Origin of the sequence: Burkholderia reimsis, from assembly GCF_003294055.1 — a bacterium.
GTDB lineage: Bacteria > Pseudomonadota > Gammaproteobacteria > Burkholderiales > Burkholderiaceae > Burkholderia > Burkholderia cepacia.
Genome location: NZ_QMFZ01000014.1, coordinates 163,656 through 179,226 on the forward strand (window position 1 = coordinate 163,656; position 15,571 = coordinate 179,226).

The 15,571-nt window shown below is 67.7% G+C and carries 13 protein-coding genes; 11 read left to right on the forward strand and 2 right to left on the reverse strand.

Going from position 1 to position 15,571, the window contains the following annotated elements:
• Positions 1 to 12: 12 nt before the first annotated feature.
• Positions 13 to 336 carry a DUF1840 domain-containing protein gene (locus DPV79_RS18300; protein WP_011353361.1) on the reverse strand — a complete coding sequence of 108 codons (324 nt, stop codon included), beginning with the start codon at positions 334 to 336 and terminating at the stop codon, positions 13 to 15.
• Between the two features lie 200 nt (positions 337 to 536).
• Here DPV79_RS18300 and argS point away from each other — a divergent pair, with 200 nt between their 5' ends.
• The 6 genes from argS (at position 537) to DPV79_RS18330 (ending at position 8,640) form a co-directional block, all read left to right on the forward strand.
• Complete coding sequence (argS, locus tag DPV79_RS18305) at positions 537 to 2,267, forward strand: arginine--tRNA ligase (RefSeq protein WP_113046100.1); 1,731 nt, start codon at positions 537 to 539, stop codon at positions 2,265 to 2,267.
• Positions 2,268 to 2,384: 117 nt separating this feature from the next.
• Entirely contained in the window at positions 2,385 to 3,287 is a 903-nt protein-coding gene (locus DPV79_RS18310) for an SPOR domain-containing protein (protein ID WP_048026272.1), read from the forward strand.
• A 69-nt stretch (positions 3,288 to 3,356) separates the two neighbouring features.
• Complete coding sequence (locus DPV79_RS18315) at positions 3,357 to 3,995, forward strand: thiol:disulfide interchange protein DsbA/DsbL (RefSeq protein ID WP_021162606.1); 639 nt, start codon at positions 3,357 to 3,359, stop codon at positions 3,993 to 3,995.
• 19 nt (positions 3,996 to 4,014) lie between these two features.
• Positions 4,015 to 4,788 carry an SDR family oxidoreductase gene (locus DPV79_RS18320; RefSeq protein WP_021162605.1) on the forward strand — a complete coding sequence of 258 codons (774 nt, stop codon included), beginning with the start codon at positions 4,015 to 4,017 and terminating at the stop codon, positions 4,786 to 4,788.
• 410 nt (positions 4,789 to 5,198) lie between these two features.
• Positions 5,199 to 6,794, forward strand: coding sequence for an ABC transporter substrate-binding protein (locus DPV79_RS18325; RefSeq protein ID WP_059554307.1), 1,596 nt, complete (start codon positions 5,199 to 5,201; stop codon positions 6,792 to 6,794).
• Positions 6,795 to 6,993: 199 nt separating this feature from the next.
• Positions 6,994 to 8,640 carry an ABC-F family ATP-binding cassette domain-containing protein gene (locus tag DPV79_RS18330; protein ID WP_113046101.1) on the forward strand — a complete coding sequence of 549 codons (1,647 nt, stop codon included), beginning with the start codon at positions 6,994 to 6,996 and terminating at the stop codon, positions 8,638 to 8,640.
• Positions 8,641 to 8,656: 16 nt separating this feature from the next.
• Here DPV79_RS18330 and DPV79_RS18335 read toward each other — a convergent pair whose 3' ends face one another.
• Positions 8,657 to 9,736 (reverse strand): MBL fold metallo-hydrolase, encoded by a 1,080-nt coding sequence (locus tag DPV79_RS18335; RefSeq protein ID WP_021157396.1) that lies wholly within the window; start codon positions 9,734 to 9,736, stop codon positions 8,657 to 8,659.
• A gap of 305 nt (positions 9,737 to 10,041) precedes the next feature.
• Here DPV79_RS18335 and aceK point away from each other — a divergent pair, with 305 nt between their 5' ends.
• From aceK to DPV79_RS18365, 5 genes are all read left to right on the forward strand, one after another.
• On the forward strand, positions 10,042 to 11,859 hold the full coding sequence (gene aceK, locus DPV79_RS18345) for a bifunctional isocitrate dehydrogenase kinase/phosphatase (RefSeq protein ID WP_060307246.1): 1,818 nt from the start codon (positions 10,042 to 10,044) through the stop codon (positions 11,857 to 11,859).
• A gap of 61 nt (positions 11,860 to 11,920) precedes the next feature.
• Complete coding sequence (gene can, locus DPV79_RS18350) at positions 11,921 to 12,691, forward strand: carbonate dehydratase (protein WP_021157399.1); 771 nt, start codon at positions 11,921 to 11,923, stop codon at positions 12,689 to 12,691.
• 102 nt (positions 12,692 to 12,793) lie between these two features.
• Complete coding sequence (locus tag DPV79_RS18355; RefSeq protein ID WP_021157400.1) at positions 12,794 to 13,471, forward strand: SDR family oxidoreductase; 678 nt, start codon at positions 12,794 to 12,796, stop codon at positions 13,469 to 13,471.
• Positions 13,472 to 13,519: 48 nt separating this feature from the next.
• Positions 13,520 to 13,957 (forward strand): YchJ family protein, encoded by a 438-nt coding sequence (locus DPV79_RS18360; RefSeq protein ID WP_048026266.1) that lies wholly within the window; start codon positions 13,520 to 13,522, stop codon positions 13,955 to 13,957.
• A gap of 107 nt (positions 13,958 to 14,064) precedes the next feature.
• Positions 14,065 to 15,342, forward strand: a complete 1,278-nt coding sequence (locus tag DPV79_RS18365; protein WP_060224729.1) for a dienelactone hydrolase family protein — start codon at positions 14,065 to 14,067, stop codon at positions 15,340 to 15,342.
• Positions 15,343 to 15,571 lie beyond the last annotated feature (229 nt).

Consider the following 15,571-nt stretch of genomic DNA (forward strand, 5'->3'; position numbering starts at 1 on the left):
GGGCAAGGACGCTCAGAAGCCCCAGTGCACGTCGGCTTCGCCGGCTTTCGCTTCGCGCAGCATCGTGAGGAACGGCGCGACGCGCTGGGCCAGGCTCGGCGGCACTTCGTGGTGCGCGTGGTCGGCTTCGTCCTCGTGGAAATGGCCGGCATGCTCGGCGCGCTCCTGCTTCGCCTGCGCAACGGCGCCTTCCAGCTTGGCGATCGCGTGGTCCAGCTCGTCGTGCGTAATCACGCCGCGCTCGCCCAGCTGCTTGCCGACGAGACCCAGCACATACACGGCGAAATCCTTCAGCACGTCGAGATCCTGTGCCGCCTTGCTCTTGAACGTAATCATGACAATTCCCTTTTCATCTTGTTGTGCCTGCGCGGCGCGGTTGGGGAACGCCGGCAGACCGGCGTCCGGCCTCGCGGACGCGGGCCGCCTGAGCGGCATATTAGCACCTGTTAAAATTCTGCGATCCCTGAAACGCGCGCTTAAAAAGCGCGCCGGCGGGCCGGCGTTTCCGGCCGCCACCAACGAAGCCTTCTACCAGCATGCTGCCAGCACACAAACAGACCCTCGAAGCCCTGCTCGCGGATAGCGTCAAGCAGGTCGCACACGCGCTGAAAGGCGCCGACGCGGCATTCGTCGCCCCGACCATCACGCTGGAGCGCCCGAAGGTCGCCGCGCACGGCGACGTCGCGTGCAACGTCGCGATGCAGCTCGCCAAGCCGCTCGGCACGAACCCGCGCCAGCTCGCCGAACAGATCGTCGCCGCCCTGACCGCCCAGCCGGGCGCGCAAGGCCTCGTCGACGCCGCCGAGATCGCCGGCCCCGGCTTCATCAACCTGCGCCTGTCGGCCGCCGCGAAGCAGGCGGTGATCGCCGCCGTGTTCGACCAGGGCCGCGCGTTCGGCACGTCGGATCGCGAGAAAGGCAAGCAGGTGCTGCTCGAATTCGTGTCGGCGAACCCGACCGGCCCGCTGCACGTCGGCCACGGCCGCCAGGCCGCGCTCGGCGACGTACTCGCGAACGTGATCGCGAGCCAGGGCTACGCGGTGCACCGCGAGTTCTACTACAACGACGCAGGCGTGCAGATCGGCAACCTCGCGATCTCGACGCAGGCGCGCGCACGCGGGCTGAAGCCGGGCGACGCGGGCTGGCCGGAAGCCGCGTACAACGGCGAGTACATCGCCGACATCGCACGCGACTTCCTGGCAGGCGAAACGGTCGCCGCGTCGGACGGCGAGCCGGTCAAGGGCACGGGCGACGTCGAGGATCTCGACGCGATCCGCAAGTTCGCGGTCACGTACCTGCGTCGCGAGCAGGACATGGACCTGCAGGCGTTCGGCGTGAAGTTCGACCAGTACTACCTCGAGTCGTCGCTGTACAGCGAAGGCCGCGTCGAGAAGACGGTCGACGCGCTGATCAAGGCCGGCATGACCTACGAACAGGACGGCGCGCTGTGGCTGCGCACGACCGACGAAGGCGACGACAAGGATCGCGTGATGCGCAAGTCGGACGGCACGTACACGTACTTCGTGCCGGACGTCGCGTACCACGTGACGAAGTGGGAGCGCGGCTTCACGAAGGTGATCAACATCCAGGGTTCGGACCACCACGGCACGATCGCGCGCGTACGCGCCGGCCTGCAGGGCCTGCACATCGGGATCCCGAAGGGCTACCCCGACTACGTGCTGCACAAGATGGTCACCGTGATGCGCGACGGCCAGGAAGTGAAGATCTCGAAGCGCGCGGGCAGCTACGTGACGGTGCGCGACCTGATCGACGAAGCGACCATCACGCGCGGCCGCGACGCGGTGCGGTTCTTCCTGATCTCGCGCAAGGCCGATACCGAGTTCGTGTTCGACATCGACCTCGCGCTGAAACAGAACGACGAGAACCCGGTCTATTACGTCCAGTACGCGCATGCGCGGATCTGCTCGGTGCTCAACGAACTGAAGGCGCGCTACAACGTCGACGTCGCGCAGCTGCCGGGCGCCGACCTGTCGCAGCTGACGAGCGCGCAGGCGGCGTCGCTGATGCAGAAGCTGGCCGAGTACCCGGACATGCTCACGCACGCGGCGAACGAGCTGGCGCCGCACGCGGTCGCGTTCTACCTGCGCGACCTCGCTGGTGAATTCCACTCGTTCTACAATGCGGAGCGCGTGCTGGTGGACGACGAAGCGCCGCGCAATGCGCGCGCCGCGCTGCTCGCCGCGACCCGGCAGGTGCTCGAGAACGGTCTGGCGGTGCTCGGCGTGTCCGCGCCCGCCAAGATGTAACGACGCAAGCGGCCCGAACCGGGCAGCGAATGGCCGTGGCAGCGCCCGCCGTCGGATACCCGCCGTCGGACGCCCGCCGCAGCCTTTTCACGATTCTTTTTGCAGGTGACTCAAGCAATGGCACAACCACGCCGCACTTCGAAACAATCGAAACAAGCCGGAGGGACATTTCTTGGAATCGTGCTGGGCCTGATCGTCGGCCTCGCGATCGCGGTGGTGGTGGCGCTCTACATCACGCGTTCCCCGTCGCCGTTCGTGTCGAAGGTCGCGCCGCCGCCGGCCGACAACGGCGCGAGCCAGCCGCAGCAGTTCGATCCGAACCGCGCGCTGCAGGGCAAAACGCCCGGCCAGCCGGTGCCGCAGGCCGCCCAGTCGGCACCGCCGAACACCGCGCCGGGCCAGGCTGCGAACCAGACCCAGGGCGGCCTGCTGCCCGAACCGCAGATCGTCGAAGTGCCGCCGTCGGCCAACGGCTCGAGCGGCTCGAACAATACCGGCAGCTCGAACGGCACGACCGCGTCGAACAACACGTCGTCGGGCAACGGCGTCGCCGTCGCGCCGAAGCCGGCCGACACCACGCCGCCGCCGAAGAAGACGCAGCAGGCGCAGCAACAGCAGCAAGGCGGCGAGGACGACCTCGCACGCTTCGCCGCGCAGAAGCAGGCGCAGCAAGCCGCCGCACAAAAGCAGCAACAGCAGCAACTGGCCGCGAACACGCCGAAGCCGACCTCGTCGGCCACGGCCGCCGCGGCAGCGAAGCCGCCGACCGCGAACGACGCGAATACCGGCTACTTCCTGCAGGTGGGCGCGTACAAGACGGAAGGCGACGCCGAGCAGCAGCGCGCGCGCCTCGGCTTCCAGGGCTTCGAGTCGAAGGTGTCGAAGCGCGATGTCAGCGGCGTGACGTACTTCCGCGTGCGCGTCGGCCCGTTCTCGAAGTTCGAGGATATGAACTCGGCCCGCCAGCGCCTGTCCGATGCAGGTGTCGACACGGCGGTGATCCGTTTCACGAAGCAGTAAGCAACCGGCCGAGCCCACTCAGAACCCGTTACGTTCCGTAACCCGAGCAACTGATTCGACGTTCACAACATGAAAAAACTGCTTAGCACGCTCCTTCTTTCCCTGGGCCTGGCCGCCGGCCTCGCGCAGGCTTCGCCCGCCGCGCCGGTCGCCGGCAAGGACTTCGAGGTGATGAAGTCGCCGCAGCCGGTGTCCGCGCCCGCCGGCAAGGTCGAGGTGATCGAGTTCTTCTGGTACGGCTGCCCGCACTGCTACGAATTCGAGCCGACGATCGAGGCCTGGGTGAAGAAGCAGGGCAGCAACATCGACTTCAAGCGCGTCCCGGTCGCATTCCGTGACGATTTCGTCCCGCACTCGAAGCTGTTCTACGCGGTGTCCGCGCTCGGCATCTCCGAGAAGGTCACGCCGGCGATCTTCAACGCGATCCACAAGCAGAAGAACTACCTGCTGACGCCGCAGGCGCAGGCCGACTTCCTGGCCACGCAGGGCGTCGACAAGAAGCAGTTCATGGACGCATACAACTCGTTCAGCGTGCAGGGCGAAGTGAACCAGTCGGCCAAGCTGCTGAAGGACTACGCGATCGACGGCGTGCCGACGGTCGTCGTCCAGGGCAAGTACAAGACGGGCCCCGCTTACGCGAACAGCATCCCGGGTACCGCCCAGGTGCTCGACTTCCTCGTGAAGCAGGTTCAGGACAAGAAGCTCTGATCCCCGCCCGCGCGCCGGCATGACTACTCCGCTGAAGGTCTTCATCACCGGCGCATCGAGCGGCCTCGGCCTCGCGATGGCCGAGGAATACGCCCGCCAAGGCGCCACGCTCGCACTCGTCGCGCGCCGCACCGATGCCCTCGACGCGTTCGCGCGGCGCTTCCCGAAGCTGTCCATCTCCGTCTACTCCGCCGACGTGCGCGACGCCGACGCGCTCGCGACGGCCGCCGCGTCGTTCATCGCGACGCACGGCTGCCCCGACGTCGTGATCGCGAACGCAGGCATCAGCCAGGGCGCCGTCACGGGCCAGGGCGATCTCGCGACGTTCCGCGATGTGATGGACATCAACTACTACGGGATGGTCGCGACGTTCGAGCCGTTCGTCGGCCCGATGACGGCCGCGCGCCACGGCACGCTGGTCGGTGTCGCGAGCGTCGCCGGCGTGCGCGGGCTGCCGGGCTCCGGCGCGTACAGCGCGTCGAAATCGGCCGCAATCAAGTACCTCGAAGCGCTGCGCGTCGAGCTGCGGCCGGCCGGCGTCGGCGTCGTGACTATCGCGCCCGGCTACATCCGCACGCCGATGACCGCGCACAATCCGTACCGGATGCCGTTCCTGATGGACGCCGACCGCTTCGCCGCGCGGGCGGCCCGGGCGATCGCCCGGCAGCACGCGTTCCGCGTGATTCCGTGGCAGATGGGTGTCGTCGCGAAGGTGCTGCACGTGCTGCCGCGCTGGCTCTACGACCGCCTGTTCGAGAAGGCGCCGCGCAAGCCGAAGGCCGGCGCGCACTGATCGCCCAAACGGCCCGCGTGACGCATCGCGGGCCGCTTCTCCGCTTCTCCGCCTCTCCGCCTCTCCGCCTCTCCGCCTCTCCGCCTCTCCGCCTCTCCGCCTCTCCGCACCGACGCCTGACGGCTTCGACACTTCGATTCGCGAGGGCCGGCCCGCAACGCTTCCGCGCCGTCCTCGCCGTGTCGCTGCCCGGCCTCCCCGGCGCCAGCGCTCCGCCGCTCGCCGCCCCAACACCCGTTCCGTCGCGAACGCAGCCGTTTTTCGGTCAATTCACCGCGTTCAGGCGCCTTTTTCCACGCGTCGCGCGCTTTGACGGTATGCTATTCGCCAGCCGCGCCGGCCCTGCCCGCTTCCGGGCCGCGCCCGCATCCCGTCACCCAGCAAAAAACACAAGCCACGTGGGAGATCCTATGCAGGTCAAGCTGTTCGCCGCGGCCGCGCTCGCCGCCGCCCTCGCCGCCCCCGGCCTCGCCGCCGCCAAGCCGCTCACCGTCTGCACGGAATCGAGCCCGGACGGCTTCGACGTCGTGCAGTACAACTCGCTCGTCACGACCAACGCGTCGGCCGACGTGATCTTCAACACGCTCGTGTCGTACGACGAAGCCGCGAAGAAGGTCGTGCCCGCGCTCGCCGACAAATGGGAAGCGAGCGCCGACGGCCTCACGTACACGTTCCACCTGCGCCCGAACGTCGCGTTCCAGACCACCGACTATTTCAAGCCCGGCCGCGCGCTGAACGCGGACGACGTCGTGTTCACGTTCTCGCGGATGCTCGACGATTCGAACCCGTGGCACAAGGTGGCCGGCGCGAGCGGCTTCCCGCACGCGCAGTCGATGGGCCTCGTGAAGCTCGTGAAATCGGTCACGAAGGTCGACGACAGCACCGTGAAGTTCGTGCTGAACGAACCGAACGCGACGTTCGTGCCGATCCTGACGATGGGCTTCGCGTCGATCTACTCGGCCGAATACGCGGACCAGTTGCTGAAGGCCGGCAAGCAGGCCGACCTGAACGCGAAGCCGGTCGGCACCGGCCCGTTCGTGCTGAAGAGCTATACGAAGGACGCGCTGATCCGTTACGACGCGAACCCGACGTACTGGGGCACGAAGCCGAAGGTCGACCGGCTGATCTACGCGATCACGCCCGACCCGTCGGTGCGCCTGCAGAAAGTGAAGGCCGGCGAATGCCAGATCGCGCTGTCGCCGAAGCCGCAGGACGTGCTCGCCGCGAAGGGCGAAAGTGCGCTGAAGGTCGTGCAGACGCCCGCGTTCATGACCGCGTTCGTCGCGCTGAACACGCAGAAGAAGCCGCTCGACAACGACAAGGTGCGTGAAGCGCTGAACCTCGCGTTCGACCGCGCGACCTACCTGAAGGTCGTCTTCGACAACACCGCGACGGCCGCGAACAACCCGTATCCGCCGAATACGTGGAGCTACGCGAAGGACGTCGCGCCGTATGCGTACGATCCCGCGAAGGCGAAGCAGCTGCTCGCGCAGGCCGGCTTCCCGAACGGCTTCTCGACGACGATCTGGACGCGCCCGACCGGCAGCGTGCTGAACCCGAACCCGAAGGTCGGCGCGGAGCTGCTGCAGGCCGATCTCGCGAAGATCGGCGTGAAGGCCGAGGTCAAGGTGATCGAATGGGGCGAACTGATCAAGCAGGCGAAGCTCGGCCAGCATGACATGCTGTTCATGGGCTGGGCCGGCGACAACGGCGATCCGGACAACTACCTGTCGCCGCTGTTCAGCTGCAACGCGGTGAAATCGGGCATCAACTTCGCGCGTTTCTGCGACGCGCAGCTCGACAAGCTGATCGCCGACGGCAAGTCGACCGCCGACCAGGCGAGGCGCGCGAAGCTGTACGAAGCCGCGCAGAAGATCATCCACGACCAGGCACTGTGGATTCCGCTCGGCTACCCGACCGCGGCCGCGCTCACGCGTACGAGCGTAAGCGGCTACCACGTGAGCCCGTTCGGACGGCAGAACTTCACGACGGTCGCCGTGCAGTAACGCGACCCTCGCGCGTGGCACGCAAGCGACGGTGCGTCGGGCCGTCGCTTGCGGCCCGCGCGCCGCGCTTGCTACACTGCGCGCTCATTCCTCATACCGGACGCCAGCCAAAGTGAACAACTAAGCCTTCCCGAAATGTTTTCGCCGCCGTGCCACGCACGCCGCGCGCGAAGGTCTTCACGCATTTTTGGAGGTGCTTATGGCTGCTGCCACGCCCACCGGCGCGCTCGTCGCGCTTCATCACGTTTCCTTCCGCTTCGACGACGGCGTCACGCTGTTCGATTCGCTCGACCTTTCCATCGACCGCACGCCGACCGGCATCGTCGGCCGCAACGGCATCGGCAAGAGCCAGCTCGCGCAACTGATCGCGGGCCGCTGCGCGCCGAGCACGGGGACGATCGAGCGGCACACGCCCGTCGTCTACGTCGCGCAGCAGCATGACGACGGCAACGCGGCGGCAAACCCGCGCACCGTCTCGCAGGTCGCCGCGCTCGATGCGCCGCTCGGCGCGCTCGCGCGTCTCGCGGACGGCCGCGCGGAACCGCACGACTTCGACCTGATCGGCGATCGCTGGGATCTCGCGGAACGGCTGCGCGCGGCGCTCGACGCGGCCGGCCTGCACGACGTGCGCGCCGACACGCCCGCGCACGCACTCAGCGGCGGACAGCGCGCGCGCGTCGCGCTGATCGGCGCATTGCTGTCGGGCGCCGGCCTGCTCGTGCTCGACGAACCGACCAACCACCTCGACGCGCCGGGCCGCGCTTGGCTGCGCGCGGCGCTCGACGGCTGGCGCGGCGGCCTCGTCATCGTGAGCCACGACCGTGCGCTGCTCGCCGACGTACAGCGCATCGTCGAGCTGACGCCACAAGGCGTGCGTTCGTACGGCGGCAACTACGCGTTCTACCGCGCGCAGCGCGACGCGGATCAGGATGCCGCGCAAGCGGCGCTCGACAACGCGCGTGCCGAACGCGGGCGCGCAAGGCGCAGGCTCGAACAGGAACACGACACGATCCAGCGCCACGCGGCCGCGTCGCTGCGCGATGCGAAGACGGCCAACCTGTCGTCGGGAGCGAAACAAAGCCGCAAGGGCGCGGCGCGCAACATCATGGGGCAGGTGCGGCGCCACCAGCACGACTTCAAGGCGACGCTCGACGAACGCGTGCAGCAGGCGGCCGCGCGCGTCGAAGCCGATGCGCCCGTGCTGGTGTCGCTGCCGGGCACCGAGGTCAGCGCACGCCGCCAGCTGTTCACGCTCGAACGCGCGCGACTGCCGTGGGGCATCGCCGGCACCGCCGATGCGATCACGTGGTCGGCGAGCGGCCCCGTGCGCATCGCGCTGACGGGCCCGAACGGCTGCGGCAAATCGACATTGCTGAGAACGCTCGCGGGTGAACTCACGCCGCGTTCAGGAGCCTGCACGACGCACGTGAGCGCCGCGTATCTCGACCAGCGGCTCGCGCTGCTCGATCCGGAGCGCTCGATCGTCGAACAACTTGGGCTGCTCGATACGCCGCTCGCCGAGGGCGAACTGCGCAGCCGGCTCGCGCTGCTGCAGCTCGATGCGGCGCGCGCGACGCAGCCGGCGCGTCAGCTGAGCGGCGGCGAACGGCTGAAGGCCGCGCTCGCATGCGCGTTGTGGCGCGGCACGCCCGCGCAACTGCTGCTGCTCGACGAGCCGACCAACCACCTCGATCTCGAATCGGTGCGTGCGATCGAAGCCGCACTGGCCGGCTTCCCCGGTGCGATCGTGGTCGCCTCGCACGACACCGCGTTTCTCGCGGCGCTCGATCCAACGCACACGATGCAGTGGCATCGCGACGGGTGGCGCTACGAACCCGTCGCATGAGGAGAACGAAGCGGTGTCAGCCGGCGGTGCGGAACCGCAGCACGCCGTCGTCGCCCTGCTCGCGCACGAGCTCGCCCGCGAGCCACAGCAGGTTCAGGTGCGCGAGCGCCTCGCCGAGCGCGAACGTCATCTGGTGGATGTCGAGTTCGCGGCGGCGGAACATGATCGGCACGATGTCGGCCGCGCTCATCGGCTTTTCCGCGCATGCGACGCGCACTTCGGCCAGGCGCGCGTCATGGTGTTCGCGCAGTTGCGCGATGCGCGTGCGCACGCCGCGGAACGGCTTGCCGTGCGACGGCAGCACCAGCGTATCGGGCGCCATCGTCTCGTAACGGCCGAGCGACTGCAGGTACAGCGCGAGCGGATTCGCCTCCGGTTCGAGGTCGAACACGGACACGTTCGTCGAGATGCGCGGCAGCACCATGTCGCCGGAGATCAGCACGCCGTCCGCTTCGCTATGCAGCGCGCAATGTTCAGGCGAATGGCCGAAGCCGGTCACGACGCGCCACGTGCGCGCGCCGATCGTCACCGCATCGCCTTCACGCAGGCGCCGGTAGCGCGGCGGCACGGCCGGCACGAGATCCGAGTAGTAGTGGCGACGGTTGCGCAGCTTGTCGAGCGCGGCCGGATCGGTGAGCCCGTGGCGCGCGAAATGATCGGCGGCCGCCGCGCCGCCCGCGTTCGAGCCGTTGCCGGCCGCCATCAGGCAGCCGAACATGTACTCGCCGAGCGTCATCCACAGCCGCACGTTCCAGCGGCCCTTGTCGCCGCCTTCGCACAGCCAGTTCGCGAGGCCGAAGTGATCGGGGTGGCAGTGCGTGACGAGCACCCGCAGCACGGGCAGGCCGTCGAGATGCGTGTCGAAGATCTGCTCCCAGTGCGTGCGGATCGCCTCCGACGAGATCCCGCAATCGACGATCGTCCAGCCGGCCTGCCCGTCGATCTCGTCGCGCAGCAGCCAGAGGTTGATGTGATCGAGCGAGAACGGCAGCGGCATGCGCAGCCAGCGCACGCCGGGCGCGACCTCGAACGTGTCGCCCGCGGCGGGCAGCGTGTCGGCGAAGGGGTAGTCGAGTTGGTGTTCCAGTGCGTTCATCGGTGGGGCGTCTCGTCGTTATCGGTGCGAATGCGCGCCGGCGGCAGGCCGCGGCGGGCGTCGCGTCGATTCTATCGCCGTCGCGCTCGACGCGTGCCCGGCCGCCGCCGCCCCGTCAAAAAAAGTTCGTGCCAGAATCGGTTCCGTACCCGTATCTTTACGCGAAGATGCACCGAACGGCACGCAACGGCGAACAACGCGCCGATTGAAGGCCGTGGGCGCGTCTCCCCGAAAGTCATTTAAACGCCGACTTGGGCGCTAAAATGGCGAGTGCTTACAGCCCCTCCCGAACGAGCCTGCACGCAATGAATCACTTCCCCAAACTGCTGTCTTCGCAGATCGGTTTCGACGTCGCGCAGACGATGCTCGAGAACTTCGACCGCCACTACCGGATCTTCCGCGACGCGGCCGTCGAAGCGAAGACGCTGTTCGAGCACGGCGACTGGCACGGGCTGCAGCGGCTCGCGCGGGAGCGGATCACATCGTACGACGATCGCGTGAAGGAATGCGTCGAGGTGCTGGAAGACGAATACGACGCGGAAAACATCGACGACGAAGTGTGGCAGCAGATCAAGCTGCACTACATCGGCCTGCTCACGTCGCACCGCCAGCCCGAGTGCGCGGAGACGTTTTTCAATTCGGTGTGCTGCAAGATCCTGCACCGCTCGTACTTCAGCAACGATTTCATCTTCGTGCGCCCGGCGATCTCGACCGAGTATCTCGAGAACGACGAGCCGGCCGCGAAGCCGACCTACCGCGCGTACTATCCGGGCACCGACGGGCTCGAGGCCACCCTCGAGCGCATCGTCACGAACTTCCAGCTCGAGCCGGCGTTCGACGATCTCCCGCGCGACATCGGCTGCGTGATGCAGGCGATCCACGACGAATTCGGCCACTTCGACGAAGCGCCGAATTTCCAGATCCACGTGCTGTCGTCGCTGTTCTTCCGCAACAAGAGCGCGTACATCGTCGGCCGCATCATCAACGCCGACCGCGTGCTGCCGTTCGCGGTGCCGATCCGCCACGTGCGTCCGGGCGTGCTCTCGCTCGACACCGTGCTGCTGCGCCGCGACCAGCTGATGATCATCTTCGGCTTCTCGCACTCGTATTTCCTCGTCGACATGGGCGTGCCGTCCGCGTACGTCGACTTCCTGTGCACGATCATGCCCGGCAAGCCGAAGGCCGAGATCTACACGTCGGTCGGCCTGCAGAAGCAGGGCAAGAACCTGTTCTATCGCGACCTGCTGCACCATCTGTCGCATTCGAGCGACCGCTTCATCATCGCGCCCGGGATCAAGGGCCTCGTGATGCTCGTGTTCACGCTGCCGTCGTTCCCGTACGTGTTCAAGATCATCAAGGATCACTTCCCGCCGCCGAAGGAAACGACGCGCGCGCAGATCATGGAGAAGTACCAGCTCGTGAAGCGCCACGACCGCCTCGGGCGGATGGCCGATACGCTCGAGTATTCGAGCGTCGCGCTGCCGCTCGCGCGGCTCGACCACGCGCTCGTGCGCGAGCTGGAAAAGGAAGTGCCGTCGCTGCTCGAATACGAGGACGACAATCTCGTGATCAAGCACCTGTACATCGAGCGCCGGATGACGCCGCTGAACCTGTACCTGCAGAACGGCACCGATACCGACGTCGAGCACGGCGTGAAGGAGTACGGCAACGCGGTGAAGGAGCTGATGAAGGCGAACATCTTCCCCGGCGACATGCTGTACAAGAACTTCGGCGTCACGCGCCATGGCCGCGTCGTGTTCTACGACTACGACGAGATCGAGTACCTGACCGACTGCAACGTGCGCCGCGTGCCGCCGCCGCGCAACGAGGAAGACGAGCTGTCCGGCGAACCGTGGTATACCGTCGGCCCGCACGACATCTTCCCGGAGACCTACGGGCCGTTCCTGCTCGGCGACCCGCGCGTGCGCGACGTCTTCATGAAGCATCACGCGGACTTTTTCGATCCCGCGCTGTGGCAGGCCAGCAAGGACAAGCTGCTGCAGGGTGAATTGCCCGATTTTTATCCCTACGACGCATCGCTGCGCTTCAGCGTGCGCTACCCCGACCGCTTCGGCGCGACGGACCAGAACGACGGCGAAGGCGACGCGCAGCGCGCCGCCTGACGCCGGTTACACCGAACCCGATACCGTACCGACCCGATTTCCGTCAACGGAAGCCACACCGATGAACACCCAAGACAATCCGCTTTCCCACCTGTTCGACAACAACGATGCGTGGGTCAAACGCAAGCTCGAGGACGATCCGCAGTTCTTCGCGCGTCTCGCCGACCAGCAGGCGCCGGAATACCTGTGGATCGGCTGCTCGGATTCGCGCGTGCCCGCGAACCAGATCATCGGCCTGCCGCCGGGCGAAGTGTTCGTCCATCGCAACATCGCGAACGTGGTCGTGCACAGCGACCTGAACTGCCTGTCGGTGATCCAGTTCGCGGTCGACATCCTGCGCGTGAAGCACATCATGGTCGTCGGCCACTACGGCTGCTCGGGCGTGAATGCCGCGCTGCTCAACCGCCGCGTCGGCCTCGCCGACAACTGGCTGCATCACGTGCAGGACGTGCGCGAGCGCCACGCGGCGCTGCTCGAGGACTGGCCGGTCGGCGAAGCGCGCTATCGCCGCCTGATCGAGCTGAACGCGATCGAGCAGGTCGTCAACGTATGCCGCACGACGATCGTCAACGACGCGTGGGCCCGCGGCCAGTCGCTCACCGTGCACGGGCTCGTGTACGGCGTGCACGACGGCCGGATGCGCAACCTCGGGATGGCCGTGTCGAACTTCGACGCGCTCGACGAGACCTACAAGCGCTGCGTGGCCGCGCTCACCGCCGGCGGCAACCATGCGCCGGACAACGACATGATCGCGGCGGACGCCGCGCGGCGGCTCGAAGGCGTCGCGCAGGCGGTGGCCGACACGCTGAAGCCGTGCGACGACGCGAAGTAACGCGCAAGCCGCCGGGCGGCCGACGCCGCGCGGCCGCGATGCGCATCGAACGGATCTGACACCGGTACCGCCAGGGCGGCGCCAAGCAAAGGAGCGACGGGCATGAAAACCGCATTGATCGTCGGTGCATCGCGCGGCCTCGGCCGCGAATTCGTCCGGCAATACCGGCGCGACGGCTGGAACGTGATCGCCACCGCGCGCGACGACGCCTCGCTCGACGCGCTGCGCGCGCTCGGCGCACAAGCGCATGCACTCGACATCACGCAGCCCGAGCAGATCGCGGCGCTCGGCTGGAAGCTCGACGGCGAGCGGCTCGATGCGGCCGTGATGGTGTCGGGCGTCTACGGGCCGCGCACCGAGGGCGTCGAGACGATCACCGCCGAGGATTTCGACGCGGTGATGCATACGAACGTGCGCGGGCCGATGCAGCTGCTGCCGATCCTGCTGCCGCTCGTCGAGGACGCACGCGGCGTGCTCGCCGTCGTGTCGAGCCGGATGGGCAGCATCGCCGAGGCGACCGGCACGACCGGCTGGCTGTACCGCGCGAGCAAGGCCGCGCTGAACGACGTGCTGCGCATCGCGTCGCTGCAGACGCGCCACGCCGCGTGCATCTCGCTCCATCCCGGCTGGGTGCGCACCGACATGGGCGGCGCGCAGGCCGCGATCGATCCGGAAACCAGCGTGACCGGCATGCGCCGCGTGATCGCCGAATCCGGCGCGGACGTGTCGCAGGCAAACGGCCGTTTCTTCCAGTACGACGGCATCGAGCTGAGCTGGTAGTCAGCCGGTGGTCAACCGACAACCGGACGTCGTTAATTCCCGTTTCGCATGATTTTGAACCGACCTGACGCGTGCCCGTGCGGCGGCGCGTCCCCCGCTCCCGCCGGCAAAGCGCCGGCGCCCCGCTACGCGGCCTGCTGCGGCCGCTTCATCGACGGCGGCGAAGCCGCGCCGAGCGCACTCGAGTTAATGCGTTCGCGGTACAGCGCGTACGTGCTCGGCGCGACCGGCTACCTGCGCGCGACGTGGGCCGCGCGCACCTGCCCGCCCGATCTCGACACCGACCCCGAGGCACCCGACGCGCCGCGCTGGCTCGGCCTCACGGTCAAACGCCACGCGCCGCTCGACGAACGGCACGCGGAGGTCGAGTTCGTGGCCCGCTACAAGATCGGCGGACGCGCTTACCGGCTCCACGAGACGAGCCGTTTCGAGCGCGACGAGCACGGTTTCTGGCGTTACGTCGACGGCGAAGTAAGTGAACGTTGACAAATAGTTGCTGTGTCAGACGCCGGGTAATTCCCGCATTGCACAACCTGAATTTGTCGGGCTAGGATGGCCCTCAGATCAGTCATGTTGCATGGCAGGGCTTACGAATGGCGTTCAGCAAGGTATTGGTGGGATGGATGGCGGCCTGCGCGCTGTCGGCCGCTCAGGCCGGTACGCTGTCGAACGCCAATACGGGGACGGGCGCCGGCGCCAGCGGGTCGCTCGCCCATGCCGAACGCTTCGACTACGGCGATTCGAACCTGCCGCAGGTCGCCGCCGACCTGAACGAACAGATCCTCCGCATTCCGGCCGACGCATCGGGCACCGTCACGCTCGAGGCGACGCTCTTCAAGCCGAACGGCCCCGGCCCGTTCCCGCTCGTCGTCTTCAACCACGGCAAGAACACCGGCGATCTCCATCTGCAGCCGCGCAGCCGGCCGCTCGCGTTCGCGCGCGAATTCGTGCGCCGCGGTTATGCGGTGATCGCGCCGAACCGCCAGGGCTTCGCGGGCTCGGACGGCACGTACCAGCAGGAAGGCTGCAACGTCGGCAAGAACGGCCTCGCGCAGGCGGCCGACGTCGACGCGACGGTGCGCTACATGTCGCGCCAGCCGTATGTCGATGCGTCGCGCATCGTCGTCGCCGGCACGTCGCACGGCGGCCTCGTATCGGTCGCGTACGGCACCGAAGCCGCACCGGGCGTGCGCGGCATCATCAACTTCTCCGGCGGGCTGCGCCAGGACCTCTGCGACGGCTGGCAGCGCAACCTCGTTGACGCGTTCGACCAGTACGGCGCGCACACGGCCGTGCGGTCGCTGTGGCTGTACGGCGACAACGATTCGGTGTGGACGCCCGGGCTCGTCGCGCAGATGCACGACGCTTACGTGTCGCACGGCACGCAGGCCCAGTTCATCGATTTCGGCCGCTACAAGGACGACGCGCACCGGCTGATCGTCGATCGCGACGGCGTGCCCGTCTGGTGGCCAGCCGTCAACGCGTTCCTCGCGCAGCTGAACCTGCCGACCTCGGTGCGCTACGCGGTCGCGAACCCGCACGAGCCGAAAGCCACCGGCTACGCGTCGATCGACGCGGTCAACGCGGTGCCGTATGTCGACGAAGCCGGACGTGAAGGCTATCGCCGCTTCCTGAACCAGCATCCGAGCCGCGCGTTCGCGGTGTCGTCGGAAGGCGCGTGGTCGTGGGCCGAAGGCGGCGACGACCCGATGGCGCTCGCGCTCGACAACTGCGCGAAGCAGGGCGCGGGCGCGTGCCGGCTGTATGCGGTCAACGACCGGGTCGTGTGGAACACGAACACGCAGACGGCCGACAACGGCGACACCAATACCACGCGCGATATCGATACGCGCGCGCTGGCTTCGCGCTGACGGGCGGCGGCCTTCGCCGCCCCGTTTCGTTTCTCCTTCCCCCGTTTTTCATCACTTCGCGCACGCGCTGCATGCAGCGTTTGCATCGGATCCCGCGTACGCCGTTCGCATCGTGTGCCGACCCGAGCGCGCCGCCTCATCGCGCGATGCTCGCGCGCCCCTCGTCACCGCTTTCAGTCATTCACGTTCCGGCCGCGTTGGGGCCACAACACCCCGCCCGATTCGCCCC